This is a genomic window from uncultured Campylobacter sp. (assembly GCF_937980635.1).
Classification (GTDB): Bacteria; Campylobacterota; Campylobacteria; order Campylobacterales; family Campylobacteraceae; genus Campylobacter_B.
Genome location: NZ_CALJPG010000001.1, coordinates 1 through 20,614, shown reverse-complemented (window position 1 = coordinate 20,614; position 20,614 = coordinate 1). Strand labels below are relative to the sequence as shown.

At 50.9% G+C, this 20,614-nt stretch carries 19 protein-coding genes and 1 pseudogene; 8 read left to right on the top strand and 12 right to left on the bottom strand.

The annotated features are described in order from the left end of the window. Window position 1 precedes the first annotated feature (1 nt). Together Q0460_RS00100 and Q0460_RS00095 are read left to right on the top strand one after the other, a co-directional pair. Window positions 2–1,369: a sodium-dependent transporter gene (locus Q0460_RS00100; protein WP_299083338.1), complete on the top strand. Its 1,368-nt coding sequence runs from the start codon at window positions 2–4 to the stop codon at window positions 1,367–1,369. Window positions 1,370–1,677: 308 nt separating this feature from the next. Continuing rightward, entirely contained in the window at window positions 1,678–2,259 is a 582-nt protein-coding gene (locus tag Q0460_RS00095) for a LysE family translocator (RefSeq protein ID WP_299083332.1), read from the top strand. A gap of 389 nt (window positions 2,260–2,648) precedes the next feature. Here the strand turns inward: Q0460_RS00095 and sodB are convergent, their stop codons facing one another. Then, entirely contained in the window at window positions 2,649–3,272 is a 624-nt protein-coding gene (sodB, locus tag Q0460_RS00090) for a superoxide dismutase [Fe] (protein WP_299083329.1), read from the bottom strand. 404 nt (window positions 3,273–3,676) lie between these two features. On the opposite strand from sodB, the gene ribH reads away from it, so the two are divergent. From ribH to Q0460_RS00065, 5 genes and pseudogenes are all read left to right on the top strand, one after another. Next, window positions 3,677–4,147, top strand: a complete 471-nt coding sequence (gene ribH, locus Q0460_RS00085; RefSeq protein ID WP_298063905.1) for a 6,7-dimethyl-8-ribityllumazine synthase — start codon at window positions 3,677–3,679, stop codon at window positions 4,145–4,147. Between the two features lies 1 nt (window position 4,148). Continuing rightward, a pseudogene (gene nusB / locus Q0460_RS00080) lies at window positions 4,149–4,523 on the top strand (transcription antitermination factor NusB); the annotation flags it as partial. A gap of 611 nt (window positions 4,524–5,134) precedes the next feature. Continuing rightward, on the top strand, window positions 5,135–5,821 hold the full coding sequence (pyrF, locus tag Q0460_RS00075) for an orotidine-5'-phosphate decarboxylase (protein WP_367178635.1): 687 nt from the start codon (window positions 5,135–5,137) through the stop codon (window positions 5,819–5,821). Between the two features lie 630 nt (window positions 5,822–6,451). Then, on the top strand, window positions 6,452–6,703 hold the full coding sequence (locus Q0460_RS00070; protein ID WP_299083327.1) for a helix-hairpin-helix domain-containing protein: 252 nt from the start codon (window positions 6,452–6,454) through the stop codon (window positions 6,701–6,703). Between the two features lie 514 nt (window positions 6,704–7,217). Then, window positions 7,218–8,075: a DUF3108 domain-containing protein gene (locus tag Q0460_RS00065; RefSeq protein WP_299083325.1), complete on the top strand. Its 858-nt coding sequence runs from the start codon at window positions 7,218–7,220 to the stop codon at window positions 8,073–8,075. Window positions 8,076–8,103: 28 nt separating this feature from the next. On the opposite strand, the gene Q0460_RS00060 is transcribed toward Q0460_RS00065, so the two are convergent. The 4 genes from Q0460_RS00060 to thiH form a co-directional block, all read right to left on the bottom strand. Next, on the bottom strand, window positions 8,104–9,120 hold the full coding sequence (locus Q0460_RS00060) for a hypothetical protein (protein ID WP_299083323.1): 1,017 nt from the start codon (window positions 9,118–9,120) through the stop codon (window positions 8,104–8,106). A gap of 180 nt (window positions 9,121–9,300) precedes the next feature. Then, on the bottom strand, window positions 9,301–10,530 hold the full coding sequence (locus tag Q0460_RS00055) for a thiamine phosphate synthase (RefSeq protein WP_299083320.1): 1,230 nt from the start codon (window positions 10,528–10,530) through the stop codon (window positions 9,301–9,303). Beyond that, window positions 10,518–11,132 carry a hypothetical protein gene (locus Q0460_RS00050; protein ID WP_299083318.1) on the bottom strand — a complete coding sequence of 205 codons (615 nt, stop codon included), beginning with the start codon at window positions 11,130–11,132 and terminating at the stop codon, window positions 10,518–10,520. Before Q0460_RS00050 ends, Q0460_RS00055 begins: the two co-directional genes overlap by 13 nt. Further along, window positions 11,125–12,258 (bottom strand): 2-iminoacetate synthase ThiH, encoded by a 1,134-nt coding sequence (gene thiH / locus Q0460_RS00045; RefSeq protein ID WP_299083316.1) that lies wholly within the window; start codon window positions 12,256–12,258, stop codon window positions 11,125–11,127. Before thiH ends, Q0460_RS00050 begins: the two co-directional genes overlap by 8 nt. Window positions 12,259–12,308: 50 nt before the next feature. On the opposite strand from thiH, the gene Q0460_RS00040 reads away from it, so the two are divergent. Next, window positions 12,309–12,500 (top strand): hypothetical protein, encoded by a 192-nt coding sequence (locus Q0460_RS00040; protein ID WP_299083314.1) that lies wholly within the window; start codon window positions 12,309–12,311, stop codon window positions 12,498–12,500. Window positions 12,501–12,503: 3 nt separating this feature from the next. Here the strand turns inward: Q0460_RS00040 and Q0460_RS00035 are convergent, their stop codons facing one another. The 7 genes from Q0460_RS00035 to Q0460_RS00005 all read right to left on the bottom strand — a co-directional run. Then, window positions 12,504–13,265 carry a thiazole synthase gene (locus Q0460_RS00035; protein ID WP_299083312.1) on the bottom strand — a complete coding sequence of 254 codons (762 nt, stop codon included), beginning with the start codon at window positions 13,263–13,265 and terminating at the stop codon, window positions 12,504–12,506. Window positions 13,266–13,791: 526 nt separating this feature from the next. Then, a complete protein-coding gene (gene thiF / locus Q0460_RS00030) occupies window positions 13,792–14,586 on the bottom strand; it encodes a sulfur carrier protein ThiS adenylyltransferase ThiF (RefSeq protein ID WP_299083310.1) in 795 nt (264 codons plus the stop codon). A gap of 1,191 nt (window positions 14,587–15,777) precedes the next feature. Further along, window positions 15,778–15,981, bottom strand: a complete 204-nt coding sequence (gene thiS, locus Q0460_RS00025; RefSeq protein WP_299083308.1) for a sulfur carrier protein ThiS — start codon at window positions 15,979–15,981, stop codon at window positions 15,778–15,780. Next, window positions 15,974–17,566 carry an ABC-F family ATP-binding cassette domain-containing protein gene (locus Q0460_RS00020; protein ID WP_299083305.1) on the bottom strand — a complete coding sequence of 531 codons (1,593 nt, stop codon included), beginning with the start codon at window positions 17,564–17,566 and terminating at the stop codon, window positions 15,974–15,976. Before Q0460_RS00020 ends, thiS begins: the two co-directional genes overlap by 8 nt. A gap of 209 nt (window positions 17,567–17,775) precedes the next feature. Then, window positions 17,776–18,903, bottom strand: coding sequence for a cation diffusion facilitator family transporter (locus Q0460_RS00015; protein ID WP_299083302.1), 1,128 nt, complete (start codon window positions 18,901–18,903; stop codon window positions 17,776–17,778). Window positions 18,904–18,921: 18 nt separating this feature from the next. Beyond that, window positions 18,922–19,314 carry a hypothetical protein gene (locus Q0460_RS00010; protein WP_299083299.1) on the bottom strand — a complete coding sequence of 131 codons (393 nt, stop codon included), beginning with the start codon at window positions 19,312–19,314 and terminating at the stop codon, window positions 18,922–18,924. A gap of 362 nt (window positions 19,315–19,676) precedes the next feature. Next, a partial coding sequence (locus Q0460_RS00005; RefSeq protein WP_299083296.1) for a tetrahydrodipicolinate N-succinyltransferase N-terminal domain-containing protein occupies window positions 19,677–20,614 on the bottom strand: 938 nt, incomplete at its 5' end.

Here is a 20,614-nt window from a genome sequence, read left to right as displayed (position 1 = left end):
CGTGCCGAGACAGACCTGGAGCAGCAAGCTCACATATATCTTAACCGTCGCGGGCGCCACGATCGGCTTTGGTTGTACATGGCGGTTTCCGTATTTAGTCGGGCAAAACGGCGGCGGCGCCTACGTGCTCGTATTTTGCATCGCGATGATCGTGCTTGGAATCCCGATGATCTTAGTAGAAAACGTCATCGGACGTCGCGCGCTAAGAAACTGCGTCGATGCCTTCACAGCGCCTAAAAAGGACGGTTCGCGCATAAAGCCCGCATGGAAGATCGTAGGCATCATGGGCGTAATCGGCGCGTTTGGAATTTTGGCCTACTATATGGTCCTTGGCGGCTGGGTGCTAACCTACATCGTAAACATCGTAAGCGGCAACTTCGACCTCTCCGCGCGGATCACAGACCCCGCATTTACGCAAAAATTCTACGCAGATCATATCGAAAATAGCCCGCTTGGCGTCGGAGCTTACACGATCGTTTTCATAGCGATCAACTGGTATATTTTGAAAAACGGCATCATCGAGGGGATCGAAAAATTCGTAAAATTTCTAATGCCCGCGCTATTTTTGTGCTTCATCGCAGTGATCCTTACAAATTTAACGCTCGAAGGCGCAAAAGAGGGCGTGAAATTTTATCTCGGTGTCGATTTCGCAAAGATCACGCCCAAGCTTTTGATCGACGTCTTAGGACAGGTCTTTTTCGCGCTCTCGCTCGGATTCGGCGTCATGATCACGCTGTCTAGCTTCCTCAACAAAGACGAGAAGCTGATGCAAACGGCCACCATCACCGCAGTCGTAAACACGCTCATCGCCGTGCTTGCAGGCTTTATGATCTTCCCGTCGCTCTTTAGCGCGGGGCTTGAGCCGAGCAGCGGCTCGTCGCTAGTTTTTAAAAGCCTGCCGATCGCGTTTTCGCATATGCCGTTCGGCAACGCCGTCGCGGTGGTCTTTCTCTCGATTTTGCTCATCGCCGCGCTTACGACGTCGATCACGATCTATCAGGTCATCATAAATTTCGTCGAGGAGCGCTTCGGCTTTTCAACGTTAAAGGCGGTAAATTTAACGCTCGGCGGCGTCTTCGTGCTCGGCAACCTGCCCTGCATACTCTCAAGCAGCGTGCTTGCGGACGTTAAAATTCTAGGGCGCTCGGTTTTCGACGCCTTCGACTTCGTAAGCGCGAACGTATTTTTCGTGCTAACGGCGCTTCTATGCTGCATCTACGTGGGCTGGGTGCTGAAAAAGGACGCGATCTACGAGCTCACCAACGAAGGCGATTTGAGCGCGAGGCTCGCGGGAGTTTGGTTTTTGTACGTCAAATTTATCCTGCCGCTTATCATCGCGGTGATCTTCGGATACGGGATTTTCGGCTAAATTTAAAGCCGCGAGAGTTTTAAATTTTAAATTTACCTGCGGCGGTGCGGTAGAATTTTAAAATTTTATCCACTGTGTTACATGCGCTGCGACGTGAGTTTTTACGCGATGCTGCACGCTACGCTGCGATATGTTTTGTGCTAAGGCACATAGAATTTTAAAATTTTATCTGCACGTGCCGTGCAAGCGTGATGATAATCGCAAAAAGACGCGGCGGAATTTTAAAATTTCATTTGCCGCCGCACCTTAAAATTTCCGCGACAGGCTCGCGATAAATTTAAAATTTAGCCGCAATTTAGGGGTTTGTAATGCTTTTGTTTTTCCTTACGATCTTTCCGATATCGCTGATGCCGGGCATCAACATGACCTACGCGCTAAATCTCGGCATCGCGCGCGGCTATCTTAGAGCGCTACCTGCGCTGCTGGCGCAGGTGCTGGGCGTCGCGGCCGTGGCACTTGCGTGTATATTCGGCGTCGCGGGCATTCTGCTTGCGCACCCTGCGGCGCTTAGCGCGATTAAAATTTTAGGCGGCGCGTATATTTTCTATCTAGGCGTCGCGACCTTTTTAGCGCGCGGAAATTTTAAGCTGCAAAAACAAAAGCGCAGCGAAAATATCTTCTTGCAAGGCTTCGTAGTCGCGGTCTCAAACCCCAAGGCGTGGATATTTTTCACCGCGCTCTTTCCGCCGTTTTTGGATGCGGACAATCTTTTCGGCGCGCGCACCTTCGCCCTCGTCGCTACGCTGTGCGTAAGCGAAAGCATCTGCCTTAGCATCTACGCGCTGGGCGGAGCGGTGCTAAAAAATCTGCTGAAAACCCACCTGAAATACCTCGAAATTTTCTGCTCGGTGCTGATGTGCGCGATCGGGCTGTGGATGATTTTGGGCTAAAATTTTGATTAAATTTAGCGCCTGGATTTTGATGAAATTTTTAAATTTAAAAGATAGGTTGAAAAGCGGTATTGCTGCGGCTAAATCTCAAGAAAAGCTCTTAAAATTTAGCCGCTAGCTCTGAATTAAAATTTTAAGCGATCGACCGCGTACGCTAAACGCCGCGGCAATTATCGTCCGTAGCAAACCTACGAGCGCTTAAGAGATTTCAGCTTTGTGTACTGCACGAGCCGTATCCGCTCTACTCGGATTATGCGTTTAAACGGATTTTAGCTCTGCGGGTAGCACCGCTTCCGTTTGTGACGTGCCCGCGCAAATTTAAAATTCACGCAAGCGAAGCGCGACGGACCCAGATTTTTATATCGCCGCGTCCGCTTAAATTTTAAAATTTAATCTCTGCCGTGAAGCTCGTCAATATAGAATTTCACCGAGCCGAGACCCTCTTTTTTCGCCCATTCATAGGCACTTGAGACGAACTCCCAGTTGATGCCCGCGTAGAATTTCTCCAAATATTTCGGACGCGCGTTGTGCTCATCTATGTAATACGCGTGCTCCCAAACGTCCACGACTAGAAGCGGCACGAGCCTTTCTGTTACCGGCGTGGCGGCGTTTTGTGTCGCTTTGATGCAAAGCTTGCCCGATTTCGGATCGTAAGCGAGCCATACCCAGCCCGAGCCGAAATGCGCCGTAGCAGCAGCCAAAAACTCGCTTTTAAAATCCGCGAAATTTTCCGCTAGCGCCGATTTTAGCTCTGCGGAAGCCTCGCTAGGCTTTGCGATGCAATCCCAGTAAAAATCGTGGTTGTAAACCTGCGCGGCGTTGTTAAAAAGCCCGCCGCTAGCAGCCGTTACGATCTCGTAAAGCCCCTTGCCCGCGAACTCGCCCGATTCGGTAAGTTTATTTAAATTCGCCACATAGGTCGCGTGGTGCTTGCCGTGGTGATAATCACAGGTTTCTTTACTTACGACCGCGTTGTGCGCCGCATCGAACGGCAACTCTCTAAGTTTAAACATCTTTCTCTCCTTTAAATGATTTGAGGTGATTATATCCTAAAATTTCTAAATGATTAATAAAATTTATTATTTAGGATTAATTTTAAGATGAATTTCAATCTAAGCTCGCTCCTAATATAATCTCGCTTTAAATTTAAAATTTAGGCGGTTTATGAAGACCAAAGGCTTTGCTTCTGTCCTCATCGGAGCGCTTTTTGAGTGCGGCTGGACTTACGGACTTAAGCACGCTGCCAGTGCGCACGATCGGCGCCGTAATCCTAGGCACATTCATCCACCGCGAGAAAATTTCTGCGCGCAAAGCACCTGTTATTTCTCATAATTTCAAGCGCCGTGATGCTGAAATTAATTTAGAATTTTGGCGAATTTAGCTAAGCTTAGCGCTAAATTTAACGCAAAGGAAAATCATGAAAATCATCGAAGGCTCGCTTGCTCTTAAAGGCAGCGAAAAAATTCTAATCATCAACGCCCGCTTCAACCACATCATCACAGATCGCCTGGTAGAGGGGGCGCACGATGCGTTTTTGCGCCACGGCGGCAAGGAGGAAAATTTAAGCCTTATGCTGGTGCCGGGCGCTTTTGAGATCCCGCTCGCGCTTGAAAAGGCGCTAGCTTCCAAGCTCTACGACGCCGTCGTCTGCCTAGGCGCGGTGATCCGCGGCTCTACTCCGCATTTTGACTACGTAAGCGCCGAGGTAAGCAAAGGTATCGCAAACACCATGCTAAAATACGGCGCGCCCGTGACTTTTGGCGTGCTAACTACCGATAATATCGAGCAGGCGATCGAGCGAGCAGGCTCAAAGGCCGGCAACAAGGGCTTTGAAGCAATGAGCGGCGCGATCGAGCTTCTAAGTCTATTTCGCAACATAAAGGCGTAAAATGGCCACCAGACACCAAGCCAGGCTCGCTGCGATCTCGCTGCTCTACTCCCGCGATATGAACGGCGGCGGCGAGGACTTTGCGGACGAGTATCTGGAAGAGAAGCGCATTCGCAACGAGCAGCGCAACTGGACGCTGGCGCTTCTGCGCGGCGCTAGCGAAAATCTCGCCGCGGTCGATGCGCTGATAGATGAAAATTTAAAGGAATTTAAGCTCGCCGAAATTTCGGCTCTGGAGCGCGCGATACTGCGGCTCGGGGCGTATGAGTTGCGCTTTACGGACACCGACGCGGGCATTGTCATCAACGAAGCAATCAACTCCGCCAAGGAGCTTGGCATCTCGTCTAAATTTATAAACGGCGTGCTGGATGCGCTGAAAGATAGCCCCGTAAATATCACAGCGGATACAATTTCCAAGCCGACTGCGACGGCAAGCGAAAATCTCGAGGTAACCACGGAGGCAGCCAAAAATTTTAAGCCTGCTACGGCGAAAAACTCCGCTGTTTCAGGCAGCGACGATACGGCGAAAAATTTCATCCCCGCAGGCGCGGACGATGAGACAAAAAATTTTACGAGAGCAAAGAGGGGCGGCACGCCGAAAAATTCTACGGCGAGCAGAAGCAGACCGTCTAAAAAGCCCGCTAATTTGAAAACTCGCAGTGCGCCCGCTAAAAAATCCGTCGCAAGCAAAAAATTTAAAACGGAGGGAAATTTTAAGACCGGAGATAAATTTAAGACGGAGAAAACGGGCAAAAATTTCAAAACGGGCGAGCGAAGTAAAAATTTTAAGATAGGCGAACAAGGAAAAGACGTCGCGCCGAAAAAAGAGGGTGCGGATAGAAATTTCAGAGTCGGCAAAAGCGCAGCACCGAAAAAGGGCGCTGCGGGTAAAAATACAGCACCCAAAAGTAGCGCAGGGCGCAAAATCTCTACCGCGCCGAAAAAATCTGCTGGCAACAAAGGCGCGGTACGCGGCAAGGATAAACGGTGAAGCTCTGTGTCGCGCTTGATTTGGGCTCGAAGCAGGAGTGCTTGCAGCTAGCGGGTGAGCTTACGGACTTTTCGGATAAAATTTGGCTCAAAGTTGGGCTGCGAGCTTATTTGCGCGACGGTGCGGGTTTTGTGGAGGAGCTAAAAAAGCTTGGAAATTTTAAAATTTTCCTCGATCTAAAGCTCTACGACATCCCAAACACGATGGCCGATGCCGCCGAGGAGATCGCTAAGCTTGGCGTAGATATGATAAACGTGCATGCAAGCAGCGGCAAACGCGCGATGGCTACGGTGATGGAGCGACTGGACAAGCTCGGTTTGCGCCCGCTGGTGCTTGCGGTCTCTGCGCTAACGAGCTTTGATCAGGCTGAATTTAGTGCGGTTTACGAGCAAAATTTAAACGACGCCGTGCGTAAATTTAGCGTGATGAGCTATGAAGCGGGGCTTGACGGTATGGTCTGCTCGGCATACGAAAGCCGCCTGATAAAGGACGCAACGAGCGCAAAATTTATCACGCTTTGCCCGGGCGTAAGGCCGTTTGGCGAGAGCGCGGCAGATCAAAAGCGAGTAGCGGATCTAGGCGTCGCGCGCGAGGCAGAGGCTGATTTTATCGTGGTAGGTCGTCCGATCTATCAAAGCGCCGATCCTCGCGAAATTTGCGAGAGGATTTTGGGTCAAATTTAACGCTCAAGCTTACATAAAATTTGACGCAAGCTCGTTTTAAGCGCCGTTTCCGCGCGAAAGAAATTTTAATCAAAACGCGCACAAAAGCGGTTCGGATGACTTCCGAAACGCCGTCGTCATCTTTTTACAAAATCCGTTAGAGTTTGAAACGTAGGAGCTTCGTCGATAGCCGCCGTATGGTTAGCATGTAAAATTTGCTCTGTTGGAGCTTAAAACTCGCGGTAAAGTATAGCGCTTTCGACTACAACCGGTTCAAATTTACCCGTTTGAGTTTAAAACAAACGTATCAGATTTTTGCATTTGGCGCAAGGCGGAAGCGTAAATTTACTCCGTTGGGGGGAGATTAAAAACGTTCAAACTTTGCCGCGTCCAAGCCCCCTGCTAGCTTGCGGATAAAATTTCCGATAACGAGCGCGACGGCAGGCGTCTTAGCACTAAAAAGAGGCGCACATAAGCGCGGCGGCGGCCCGGCGGCGAGGTAAAATTTTAAAAATTTTTCGCACCGCGTGGATAAAATTTTAAAATTTGCCTCACACGAGTGAAATTTTAAAATTCCGCACTCTCGAAGGGTTCTAAAATTTTATCCAAATGGCGAGTCTGGCGAAATCTAAATAAATATTGGAGTAAAATTTGAGTAAAGGCGCGAGTGATTTTAAGAAAATCCCCTATGTCGGCGAGGCGACAGAGGCCGATCTGCTGGCGCTGGGCTACACTGACATCGCTTCTCTAAAGGGCGCGGATCCGAGCAGATGTTTGAACGCACAAAGGCGCTCGGACGCGGTAGCGACAGGTGCATCCTCTACGTTTACCGAGGCCAGCTACTACGCCAACACGCCCCATCCCGACAAAGCCAAGCTGAAATGGTGGCTTTGGAAGGACTAAATTTACGAATTTGACCCGCGGCGAGTCGTTTAAATTTGAGCGGATTTGCTAACGACCGACGCGGCTGTATTTGCAGCACGAAACGGCGGCGCGCAGAGCGTAAATTTAACGGGCGCGGCGTAGCAGCTAGCGCAAAGTACAAACATAGCCGCAATATGAAATTTTGATTTTATTCACAGGCGCGCTTTACGATGAAGCAGCCTGCACGAAATATAAAATCGCTCCGATTTCTGGCAAGCGCGCGCCGAGCCGTATATGCATCGTAAATATAAAAGCGGCGACAGTCGGCATCTTTAGGCGCACACGGCGCGGCCTTTCACAACGGCAAGGAGCGGTGGCTGATATTTAATAATCACGCTATGAGAAAATGAAATGGGCGGCGCGAGTTTTGCTTTTTATGGTAAATTTTACAAACTCGGCGCAGATTCCCGCGCGAGCTTTACGAGCGGCGCGCAGAGCGTAAATTTAACGGGCGCCTTATGATGGGGCGCTGCAAAGCAGAAGGACGGTAGAGATGAAATTTTTTGCTACTTTGATTTTGTGCGCGAGCGCGCTTTTGGGCGAGACGATCAGCGCGAAATATGAGATTTCCTTCGGCGTTTTCGGCGCGGTCGGCAGCGCAAATACGCGGTTCGTGCGGCAGGGCGATCGCTACGAGATATTCATGGATGCCGTTGCGCAGGGTGTCGCGGGCAGCCTAAGCGGGCAAAGGCGCGAGAGCTTTCGCTCAAAGGGGCGCATCGTGGCGGGGCTTTTGATGCCCGATCTCTACGTCCACGAGGTCTCGCGCAAAAAGGGCAAAACGACGAAAAACGAGCGTAAAACCTACACCTTCGACTACGCGCGCAAAACGATAAAATTTCAAAAGTTCAAGGGCGCGGGCGGCGAGCTACAGCTCGTAAGCGATGAAATTTTGCCCTATTTTGCGACGAACGACCTGCTGAGTTTGTTTTTCAATTTCTCTAAGATCCCGCACTCGGGCGATAAATTTTTCGTCCGAGCCGCGGGCGCAAAAAGCGCCGACGGAAGGATCGACATCGAAAGGCCGCGCGGAAGCGCCGCTGCAAATATCGCGAGCGAGCTTGGCGTCGCGCCGCCTAGCGAAGCGGATACAAACTCCGGCGCAGCGGCAAGCGCAAGCTCTAGCGGAGCAGACACGAAAACCGGCACAACGGACGTAAATTTTAAAGGGCACGGCGCGGACGCGGATAAGCAGGCTACGGCGATCTACGTGGTTTTCATCAACCAGCCGATATTTTCGAGCAGCCGAGGCGAGCTGCACCTGAGCCTAAACGAGCGCGGTTACGCCGATCGCGCCGTTTTGAAGGACGTGCTGCTCTTCGGCGATATCCGCGCGCGGCTCGTGGAATGAGACTTCGTGGATTCGAAAAATGCCTGAGTTAAAAATTTTTAACTCTTAAAAGATAATTTGGCGCGTCTAGGTCTTTATTAAATTTTAATTTCATATATTTTTTCAGCTCGTTATATTCTTTATTAGTGGGTATAAATATAAAAAATTTATTGTAAAGTGCGTCTATAATTAAAGCATCGACAAACCTACATGAAAATAAGCCGCCCCTAAACAAATGAAAAATCATTTGCGGTATAAAAAGAAAGATAACCGCTCCCATGCAGCAAAATAACATTATAAAGACTATCATAGAGTCATCAAATATCGCGCCATAAATATAAGCAAGTACGTATATGGCGAGGCAGGTTTTTCCTATAATCCTTTCCGTTTCCGTATATTTATGTGTTTCGCTTTCATAAAAAAATGCGAAAGTCTTTTTGAAATATAAAATCTCATCAAATTTCATTACGAGCTGCTCGCCTGATTTTATACATTTTATGCTTGAGTTTAAAAATATAAATTTCCTTCCGTAATGCTGCGAAAAACCCTTAAGGACTCTGGCAACTAAAGGTACAGTAAGTAAAATATTTGCAACTTTTCTATCGTAGGGGATATTAAATACTAAATTTATAAACATGGCAAAACAAAGTAATACCGCTATAGTTATAATATATACGATCGTTATATAATCTTTGATGACTAGCGGCTCTTTATCGTAATCACGAGTTTTAGCGCCCCGCGATGAAATACCGCCAGGGTTTAAATTTTGAAATTTTACCTCATCTTTTGAGTTTAAATTTATGTCGTTTAAATTTCTATCTCGGAAATTTGCGCCGCAAAGATGATCGGCTTGCGATTTGGGGTCTGCTGGATTAAAATTCGCATTTTTAAAGCTTTTACTACTCAAATTTGTATCGTTTAAATTTAATGAGCTGTGATCCGTTGTATCGCTTAAATCTGCATCGTCAAAGATGTCGGCGCTAGCGCCTTTTCGCAACTTTTGCTTTAAGTTCCGGCGCCCTTCGTTTAGAGGCTTTTTAGATTTCTCAAACCGCACTTTATCCAAAAAATATCCTTAAGCTTAAATCGCTCGTATTTTATAACTTTGGGCTTAAATCGCAATAAATTGCGCCCGTTTCGCGCGTTTTTGATTTTATTTAAAATGTGTTTTGCATCGCGCCGCATACAGCGCAATTACTACAGCAAGGCGCGCAGCAAAAGAAACGGACCGCATTTTCGGATCGATTCATTTCTTAAATTTTCTTATGAAATCACTCGCGTCCCGCGTCGCCATCGCTGAGCTCATAACGGCGATCCTATCGGCTCCCGCGCGTAGGACGGAGGTGAAATTGCGCGGCGTTATGCCGCCCAGCGCGTAAATTTCACCGTCGTAAAACCCACGCACGGCGCGGATCAAATTTAGCCCCTTCGGTGTGAGCCCCGCCTTGCAATCGGTCGCGAAGATATGGCTCAGACAGATCGCGCTCGCGCCCAGCTCCAGCGCCTCGCGCGCCTCCGCCTCGCTGTGGCAGGAAGCGACCAGTTTTTTGAAATTTGCGCGCAAAAACTCCGCGCCGCGCGCCGCGCTGAAGCCCCGCAAAACCCCGAGCGGCAGCCATAAATTTCTCTCACCCGCCCGCAGCGCAAAATCTGCAAAATTATGCACAAAGATCGCAGGCAGGCGCCTTGCACTCTCCGCGCTTTGCACGTCCTTTGCATTCTCCAAGTTTTCCGCCCTTTTCACGCTCTGTGAATTTTCTACACCCTCTATACTTTCCGAGTTTTCTGCGTACTGCGAGCTCTGCGAGCTCCCCGCATTTTTTGCACTATGCACATCATTTGCATTTTCTGTACTTTGCGCACCCTGCATCCTTTCCGCATTTTCTGCGCCCCGTACGCCTTTTGCCGCTGGTTTCGTTTCGCATACGACGCCGCGAAGCGAAATCTCGCCCGGTGCGCTATCATTCGCGCAGTTTGCAGCGCTGGTAAAATTTTCAGACAAAATTTCATCTAAAACGCAAGCGGAATTTTTAGACCGTATCTCATCTGTGGCGGCACCGTGCTTGCGGGCTGTATCCGCGCAAAGCTCGCTCTTGCCGCCGCCCAAATCGAGCTTTTTTCGAGAAACTTCGTCCTCGTCGCGCTCGTAGAGCGAAATTTTATCCGCGCAGACCGCGCTCGCGTCTAATCCGCCCGCGAAAGCTTGAGTTTCGCTAAATTTAGTAGCGCAAGCTTCATCTGCAAAAATCCCTTCTGCGCGGGCTGTATTCGCACAGAGCCCGCTCTTGCAGGCGAGTAAAATTTTACCAAACAGCGCCGCATAGGCCGCTTCGTCTAAATCCTTTTCGCGCACGACGATCTCGCCTACGCCCGCCGCGGCAAAATCCGTTATGCGCGCAAGCAGCGCCGCCTCACCGCCGCAGAGCGCGCGATTTGTGATGATCGTAATGCGCGAAGCAAGCTCTAAATCCTGCATACGCCCGCTCCTTTAAGCTCAATATCCGTGCGCGAGGCAGCACTCAAATTTAAAATTTTGCCTGCGATGCTAGGGATTAAAATTTTACTTGCTAGGGCGAGCGCCGAAATCCCCGCCGTCACGCCATATTTCAAAATTTCGCCCGCCGAGACAATGGCTAAAATTTCCATCGCGCCGCCGGAGCTCAAAGCGTTCGCCCGGTCGTTTGATTTTAGCGATCTCACGTTGCTGCCGCATAAGAGCCCGAAGCTCGCGCCGTTTTTAAATTTAAAATTTATGCCGCCCGAGGGCTCGAAATTTGCACCGCCTTTAAATTTTAAATCCGCATATGTGTTCCTAAGTCTTAAATTTACACGCGTATTTTGTAGCTCAAAATTTCCCGCACTCGCTAACGCAGTGCCAAAAAATTTACCATCCGTTATGGCGCCAGAAATTTTATCACGACATGCGGCGCTACAAAATTCGACGTCGTATTTTGCGTTGCAAATTTTACTTCTGCACCGAGTAGCGCAAAATCCGCCCTCGGGCCTGACGCTATAAATCTCGCGTCTAACGCCATAAATTTCATCCACGCACGCGGCAAAATTTCGCACCTCACACATAGATATACTCGCTCATCAGCGGCTGCAGCCCGCCGCTGCGGATCGCCTCGCAGACCTCACTTACGCTGCGCGCGTCGCTGATCTCAAACTGCTCGTCGCCCCTTTGCTCGCTGTGTCCGCCGATACCTACGCTCACGCCCGCCGAAATTTTGCTCGCTGCGATCCTAATCGCATTGTCGCGGAAGCCCGCCCTCTCGCGCGTAGAGATCGTGATCTGCGCACTTGGCAGCAGCAGCCGATACGCGCACATCACCTGCAGCAGCTCGCGCTCGCCGACGTCCTTCGGGTTTATTTTGTCGTTATTGATGATCGGGCGCAGGCGCGGCACCGAAAAGGCAATCTCGGCGCGCGGGTACTTGCGCTGAAGCAGCCACGCGTGCACGCCCGTAGCAAAGGCATCGCGGCGGAAGTCTGCGAGGCCCAAAAGCGCCGCAAAGCCCACGCCGCGCATACCGCCTCTGATCGCGCGCTCTTGGGCTGCGAAGCGATACGCAAAAACGCGCTTGTTGCCCGCAAGATGCAGCTGCGCGTAGCGCGCGGGATCGTAGGTTTCTTGAAAAACGGTGACGAAATCGACGCCACAAGCGTGCAGATAGGCGTAATCGGCCGAGTTTAGCGGATAAATTTCGACGCCGATTACCTTAAAATACTGCCGCGCGAGCTCGCAGGCGCGCCCGATATAGCGCACGGGGCTGTTTTTCTCGCTCTCGCCGGTGAGGATTAAAATTTCTTCTAGCCCGCTCGCCGCAATCGCCTCAAACTCCGCTCGCAGCTGCATCTCATCGAGCCTTGCGCGCGCGATTTTGTTTTTGCAGTTAAAGCCGCAGTAAACGCAGAGATTGTCGCAGTAGTTTGAGATGTAAATCGGCGTGAAAACGGCGATGTTGCTGCCGAAATGCGCCGCTTTTTCGCGCGCTGCGGCTTGCGCGATCTGCTCCAAATGCTCGCCCGCGCGCACGCTTAGTAGAGCGGCAAAATCGCGCAGAGTTCTATTTTTCGCGCCGATCGCCCTTTGCACGTCCGCCTCGCTCGCCTCCTCGCAAAAGCCCTCGCGCAGAGCAAGCGTGCGCTCCATCATCTCGCTTCCGATATCCTCCATGCCCGCTAGATAGCCGGTTTTATTCATCTTTAAAATTTTCCTTTTAAATTTTTATTTAAATTCTACGCGGCACGTTTTTGCGTGTAAATTTACGCACCGCAAATTTTAAAATTTCATATTGCGCCGTGCCGTGTAAAATTTTAAAATTTCACGTCGTATCTATCGGCTGCCACGCCGAGCTTGCGCGATATGTATTTATAGCTCAAGAAATGCAAATTCCGCGCAAAAAAAATACGGCTCGCACAACCAAGCCGCGTTTAAAATTTTAACCGCTACCTCAAAAATCCCGTTAGCGGCGAGCTTGCGCAGGCTGTTTTACAAACGGCGCTGAGTCCCGCCAGATAGGCATCGCGCCCCGCCTGTACGCCGAGCGCAAACGCCCGCGCCATCAGCGCCAGATCCCCGCTCGTGGCGATCGCCGTATTTACCATCACCGCAGCGCAGCCCATCTGCATCGCCTCGCAGGCCTCGCTAGGCGCGCCGAGCCCCGCATCTACGATGATCGGCACGTCGATTTCGCCAAGCAAAATTTCGATCATCCCGCGCATCATCAGCCCGCGATTGGAGCCGATCGGCGCTGCTAGCGGCATCACGGCGGCGGCCCCTGCGCTTACCAAATCGCGCGCGACGCACAGATCGGCGTGCATGTAGGCAAGCGGCACGAAGCCCTCGCGCGCCAGGGCTTCGCAGGCCTTGATCGTCTCAGTGTTGTCGGGCAGAAGGTATTTGCTCTCGCCTATGATCTCGATCTTTACGAAGTCGCCGCAGCCTAGCTCGCGCGCGAGCCGTGCGATCCGCAGCGCCTCCTCGGCGTTTCGCGCGCCGCTGGTGTTCGGCAGCAGCGTGACGCCGCGGGGGATGAAATCCAAGATATTGCGGCTCTTGCTTTCGTTTACGCGGCGCAGCGCAAGCGTGACGATCTCGCAGCCTGCGTGCCGCACGCAGGCGTCGATCATCGCGTGATCGAACTTGCCAGAGCCCATTATCAGGCGCGAGCTAAACTCCTTGCCGCCTAAGATCAGTTTATCGTCCATTCTATCCTCTTTAGTTTAAATTTTATTTTCGCATACGGCGCAAATAGCGCAATATCAGTGCTTGCGCGGCGCATTATACACAGCGCGAGATTACGGCACAGATCCTTACTTGCTTATGTCGCTATTTTAACGCGCCGCACGACGCCGCATCGAAGCTTTAAAATTTCTCGTCAAATTTTAGCCACGACACAAAAATTTTAAAATTTAACGCGCAGACTGCGGCTCGCTTTGCTGCACGAAATTTTAAATCCTGCATTCAAAAGTAGCTTGCTCGCGCCGAATAAATTTTAAAATTTTACTTATCCGCGAGCTGTGCACGGCAAATGGTTTAAATTTCGTCGTTTAAATTTGCATATCGCGGCTAAATTTGCTCGGCGCGCAGTAAATTCACATCGTCTTTAAAACACGCTGTATGCCGCCGAAACGCTCGCCTGCTTCTCAAAGATAATCGCGCAAAGCTAAATTTAGCGGCAATGCACAAAGGCGCGTAAATTTAGAAATGCAGGCGCGCGATGAGCGGCCAGGCTTAGCTCTCCTCGCCTAAAATCAGCCTAAGCGCGACGTTTGCCTGATGTGCGGCGCAGATCGCCACGCGCGGCGCGAGCAGCCCCACGCCCTGAGCCGCGGCGCTTTTGCGGTCGCCGCAGACGAAGACGTTTTTGCCGAGCCGCGTCGTGCGGATCTCGTTGGCGTCGCCGCTGCCCGCCATACCGCTAGCGCAGATCAAAAAGCGATCCGTTCCGCCGAGCGCATCGAAAATCATCGCTTTCGCCGCCGCGTTGTCGAAGCACTCGCAAATTATACGCTCGTTTTTTAAAATTTCGGCTACGTTTTGCGCGGTAAATCGCTCGTTTAAGGTTCGCACGCGCACGAACGGGTTTATACGCGCGATTTTTTCGCGCAAAGCGGCCGTCTTAGGCTTGTAAAGATCGCCGATCTCGTACTGCTGGCGGTTCAGGTTGGTCGGCTCGACGACGTCGAAGTCGATCAAAAAGAGCTCGCCCACGCCCGCGCGCGCAAGCAGGATCGCGACGTTGGAGCCGAGCCCGCCGAGCCCGCAGATCGCCACGCGCGAGCCTTGCAGCGCCTCATTTACGGCGGGGGCATTGCGAGCAAACATCAGCTCGCGAAGCTCCTGCGGCGATAGCTCCGTGCCGCGCGCGAGCAAAAAGAGCTCATCGCCCGCCTTCAGCTCGCAATTTTGCGTGCTCGCATAGCCGTTTATCACGGCGATCTCGCCGCTAAATTTAACCTCGCGCTTTAGCCCCTCAAGATCGCTCGCGCCCGTTTCGTAAGCTTTGCCGTTTAATTTTATCTGCATTTTGATCCTAAATTTTATCTTTTTGCTCAATCAAGCCTCGTCGCGCCTAAATCCCGATCCCGCGCCTTTTTTTGCGTCGCGCAGAGTTGTGAATTTAACGATTTTGGCGAGGCGTCTACGCTTGGCTTTTGCCACTCTTTGCACAGCGTCGATCCCTTGCTAGATAGGCATCGCACTCCGCTGGAAATTCGCCGAATTTACGCCGCCGCACGCAGAATTTCAAAGCCTAGTCTTTCGCAAAGAAGACTAATTAACAGCCGCGTCCTCACTCGGACTTAATGCAAGCGCGCTTTAATCGCGCCTCGCAAAGCGCGGCGATCAATCGCACGCAGCTCTAAGCTAGCCCGATCAATGAAATTTTAGCGTCGCATCGTGCGCTTTGTTTTGACCGGCTTTAAGCTTTTTGAAATTTATTGTCCGTCATATAAATTTCGCGGACGCAAGCCGCTTTTTACCGCGCGATCGTGTGAGCGTTTTGCCTTATCGAATCGCGTCGTATGGCGAAAAGCTCACGATGCGCCGCTATCCGTATACAGCGCGCGAACCAAATCTACCGAATTTCACTATTTTATCGCCAAATCTCAGCTCAAACCTAAACGCGCGCAAGCTAAACCGCTAAATTTTATTACCTCAAAACACATTAAAATTTAGCGTCGTCCTTTGGCGCGATCGGCAAAATTTAAACGCGTACCGCACTCGCGAGCCGAGTTTGGTGCACTCGCGAGCAAAATTTAAGCGCCTGCTGCCAAGCGCGATGCCGCAAAATTTTGCGGCATAAATTTTAAAACTCGACGCCCAAATCCCGCGACTTAAATTCTAAGGCCTAACGTCGGCACGGCGCATAAATCTTTAAAGCTCAAGCGCTATGACATAAATTTTAAAATTTCCTCATCCGGCGCGATACTGCCACCAAGGGGGCAGTGCACAGGTCTTTAAAATCCTACGTTAAAGCTGCGACACAAAATTTAGAATTCCGTGCTTAGTCGCTGCCGATGTAAGTCCAAAACCACGCGACAAGTTCTCTCATAAATTCAAAAACCCAAGCCGCTATGTCTCCGCTCTGCCGCGTCCGCCGTACTGACGTATCTCAGTGTCGCTACGCCGCTTAAAAATTTAGTGGCTTCCTTAGCGGCTTCCGCGCGGATTTAAACCTCGGCTGCCGCAATTTTAACATAATTCAAAGCTCCGACCTCAGCCGCCGCCTACGAACTCGACGATTTCATATTTTTTGCCGCTTGAGATCTGCGTGCGCTCCCACGCCTCTTTTTTTAAAATTTCGCCGTCGCACTCGAGCGCCACGAAGCGCAGATCGTGTCCGCGCGAGCGCAAAAACTCGCTCACGCTCATATCCTGCGCGAGCTGCAGAGGCTCGCCGTTTACGCAGATCTCAATCATCGCTTGCTCCCAAGCTCTCGCGATACTCCTCGTAAGTGCCCCTAAAATCTACGATTTCGCCGTCTCCTTTGAGATGCAAAATTCTATTTGCAAACGCGTCGATGAGCTCGCGGTCGTGGCTCACGCAGATCGCGCAGCCCGCGAAATTATACAGCGCCTCGCCAAGCGCGATGATCGCCTCAAGATCAAGGTGGTTGTTGGGCTCGTCGAGCACCAGCAGGTTCGGGCGTTGCAGCATTAGCTTGCTTAGCATCACGCGGTGCTTCTCGCCGCCGCTTAGGCTGCCCACGCTTTTCTCCTGCTCCGCGCCGCTAAAAAGCATACGCCCAAGGCATTTGCGAATTTCATCCAGATCCCTATTCTGCGGGCTTTGTAGATATTCGTAGAGTTTGAGCTCGCCTGAAATTTTATTATTCGTATCCTGCGCAAAGTACCCAGGCTCGATCGTGGCGCCCATATGGACCTTGCCGCGCTGCGGCACGAGCTCGCCCATGATGATCTTACAAAGCGTGCTTTTGCCCACGCCGTTTCGACCGATGATGCCGATCTTATCGCCGTGAGCGAGCTTGAGATTGAAATTTTTTAGAATTTGGACCTCGCCGAAGCTCATATCCACGCCGCTTAGCTCTAAAATTTCATTGCCGATCTCGCGCGCGGGCTTAAATAAAATACTAGGCTCTCTGCGCGAAGAGGTTGCAAGCTCGCTAAGATCGAGCTTGTCGAGCTGTTTTTGGCGGCTCGTGGCCTGCTTGGCTTTGCTTGCGTTGGCGCTGAAGCGAGCGATAAATTTTTCAAGCTCCGCCTTCTCTTTGAGCTTTTTCTCGCGCTCGAACTGCGCCTGTTTGGCGATTAGATTGGATGCTATGAACCAGTCGTCGTAATTGCCGCTAAATTCGCGCACCCGCTTAAAATCAACGTCGAGAATGTCCGTGCAGACGCGGTTTAAAAAGTGGCGGTCGTGGCTGATGACTACGAGCGTGCCCGCGTGGCGATTTAGCTCAAACTCGAGCCACGAAATGGCGTCGATATCGAGATTGTTCGTAGGCTCATCCAAAAACAGCACGTCGGGGCGCGGGAAAAGCACCTGCGCGAGAAGGACCTTAAATTTATCGCTCGTCTCGATCTCGCTCATCTTTTTATCAAAGTCATTAATCCCCAGCGAGCTTAAAATTTTCTCGATCCGCGTTTCGTACTCGTAAGCAGGATCCTCCTCGGCGCAGATCATCTCAAGCTCGCCGAGGCGCTCGTTTATCTCGTCGTTAAACTCGCCCGCTTCGTAAAGCTGCGTCTTTTCGCGCACGGCGTCATAGAGGCGCTTGTTGCCGTAAAGCACGGCGTCTTTGACGCTGAAGCTTTCAAAGGCGAATTGATCCTGCCCCAAAACGCCGATTTTAAGCCCGCTTTGGATTAGAATTTCGCCGCTACTTGCTTCGATCTGTCCGCTTAAAATTTTAAGTAGCGTCGATTTGCCCGCGCCGTTTGCGCCGATAAGACCGTAGCGCCTGCCCTTATCGAGGCTTAAATTTACGTTTTCAAAAAGCAGCTGTTTGCCAAAGCGCATCGTTAGATCTTTGATTTCAACCATATTTTTCCTTTTAAATTTCTCTTTGCGTTGCCTTACGCGCGGGCTTCTGCTAGGTTTTGCGCGCAAATTTCATATCACGTTTTATTGCGGCTTTTACGCCGCGGCAAACCGCGATAAATTTTTCCTATTGTAGCTTAAAATTCTAAAATTTCGCAGAAGGGGCGCAGGCGAGCGCGATTAAATTTAAACCGCTAGAGCAATTTAAAATTTTAACCGCTGTAATCGCTATCGCGAGTGATGATGAGCGTGTAGTTCGGATACGCCGCGCGCACCTGCTTGCACACCGCGCGAAACGTCGCCTCCATATCGGGCGCTGCGAAATCGACGATAACGTCGAAGCTGATCGAGCGCTTTTCCTCGTCGAGATAAAATCCATGTATCTGCGAGACGAACTCGTGCGAAAACGCCATCTGCTTGATATGCTCGTAGATCTCGGTGGCGCGCGGATCGTTCCTGTTAAACGCGTAAATTCCTACGGTATCCAGGATGATATTAAATTTCGCAAAAACGGCGTTTTGGATGCGACGCGTAAGAGCGTCGATCTGCGCCGCGGTCGTATCACTTGCGACCTCTATATGCACCGAACCTACCATTTTATCGGGCCCGTAGTCATGAAACATCAGATCATACGCGCCGATAACGCCCTCAAAGCCGCGCACGACGTCGTAAATTTCATTCGTTAGCTCCAGGCTCGGACGCGAGCCCAAAAGCTTGCTGATAGTATCGCGCAGAATTTCATACGCCGTTTTGATTAGAAGAGCCGAAATTATCGCGCCCAGATACGCTTCCAAGCTCAGAGCGAAAATAAGCGAAATAAAAGCCGCTACGAGGGTGGCTAGCGATACGAGCGCGTCGTATTTGGCGTCCACGCCGCTAGCGATGAGCGAGTCGGAGTTTACGCGCTCGCCCGTCTTTTGCGTGTAAAGCCCTAGGCTAAATTTCGCCGCGACCGCTACGGCGATGATGGCGAGCGAAACCGCATTATAATTCGCCGCTTGCGGATGAATGATCTTTTTGATCGATTCGACGAGCGAGACGCCGCCGGTGTAGAGGATGATGACGGCGATTACGATCGCGCTTAGATACTCGATCCTGCCGTGCCCGAAGGGGTGCGCGCGATCGGGCTGCTTGCTCGCAAGGTGCACGCCCACGATCGTAATGACGGACGAAAGCGCGTCGCTTAGGTTATTTACGGCATCTAGCACGATCGCGATCGAGCCCGAAATCAGCCCCACGACGCCCTTAAATGCCGCTAAAATTACATTTGAAATGATACCGATCGCGCCGGTGCGAATGATGATTTTATCTCTGCTATACGCCGCTTGAGGCACTTCCATTATCTCTCCTTTGAAATTTTACTCTAAGCCGCAATCGCTGCGCGTATAGGTCAGATCGGCGATTTTTTCGCCGCTTTGCAGAAATTCTCGTAAGCCTATGCGATTTAGACCGCCCGCTTTCATCATCGCGCAGACGTCCTTTTGCCTGTTGGCGCGCAAAATGCTTTCAAAATTTTGCTTGATTTTGGGATCTACTTTATCCCAAATTTCATTTTTTAGAATCGTGGGAATTACAAATTTATCGCCTTCGCACGTAGCCGCGCCCAACTCCATATTTTTAGTCGCGGGATGACTGTGCCCATTTACGGCGTCCGCCAAAGCCTTGCAGCGCTCGGCATCGGCATCTACATCTCCCGCGAGCGTCGCGGTGCAGATAAATACGCCGAACAGGGCGGGTATAAATTTTTTCATTTTAACCTCCTAATTTTATTTGAAATCTATCATATTAAAATTTTAAATTCAATCTATTTTTGAAATTTAAAGACCTGTTTGCGCGACGCAAATCCGCTAGCCGTCAAAATTCCTTGCGTTAAATTAGCGACGTAAATTCCCCATAAATCACCGCTAGAAATTTTCTAAATCGCGGCAAAAATTCTTTAAATTCCGCGTGAAATTCTATGAGCGGAAATTTTATGGCGGATCACATGCGCTCGCTCAAAGCGGTGCGAGGCGAGATCATCCGTATCTTTTTCAAACTCGCCGTTTCAGTTATAGATTTAACGCAGCTTTGAAAAGCTCCAGCCAATCCGCGCCCGCTGTTTAAATTTATAAATTTAATGCAGTTCCGCGTTGAGTTTGATCGCGCGTTTGCTAATACTTGCCGTAATCTGCCCGCTTTGGCTATTTTGGCGGAAGTGCAGTCCACTAAGCCCAGCAAGCTCAAGCCCTTTATAAATTTCGCGATCAAATGCAAAGCCTGGATTTAGCGCTGCTAGCGCCTCGCGATCCTTTTGCGCGATAAAAACCTTCGTACCCTCAAGTACCGCGATACCGGCATCCACGATGCAGCGGTCGCCTAGCGGAATGCCCGTGACGGAGTTTGCGCCCAGCAAGCAGTGCTTGCCGATGCTCACGGCATTGCCGTTGGTGCCGCTTAGCACGCCCAAAATCGACGCGCCGCCGCCTATATCGCTGCCCTCGCCCACGACGACCGAGCTGCTGACGCGCCCCTCGATCATAACGCTGCCGGTCGTGCCTGCGTTGAAATTCACATACGCAGCACCCGGCATCACGGTCGTACCCGCAGCGATATACGCACCCAAACGCACCTTTGCGTCATCTAAAATCCGAACGTTTTGCGGCGGTACGACGTGGCTTAGATAGCGCGGAAATTTATCGATGCTGATGATACGCGGATAGCGGCCTTGCATTTTTAAATGGATTTCGTTTTCACGCAGCCACCGAAGCTCGATCGGGCGGGCGTTTTCGTCCCACGCGACGTTCGGAAGCACGCTAAATGCGCCATCTAGATTGAGCGTGCGCGGCTCGCAGAGATTTAGCGAAAGCGCGTAAAGCTTGAGATAGACGCTCTCGACGCTTTTCGGCGCGGTATCCTCAAAGATAAAGCTAGCGCAAAAGCTCGCGTGCTCGTCCGATTTCATCGCCTCTTTAACCGCAAGCAGCACCTGCAGATTTTTGTGCGCGCCCTCTTTGGCGTCTGGCTGTAGAAATTTTAAAGCCTCGATCGCCTTTTTTAGGGCTTTGTGCGTTA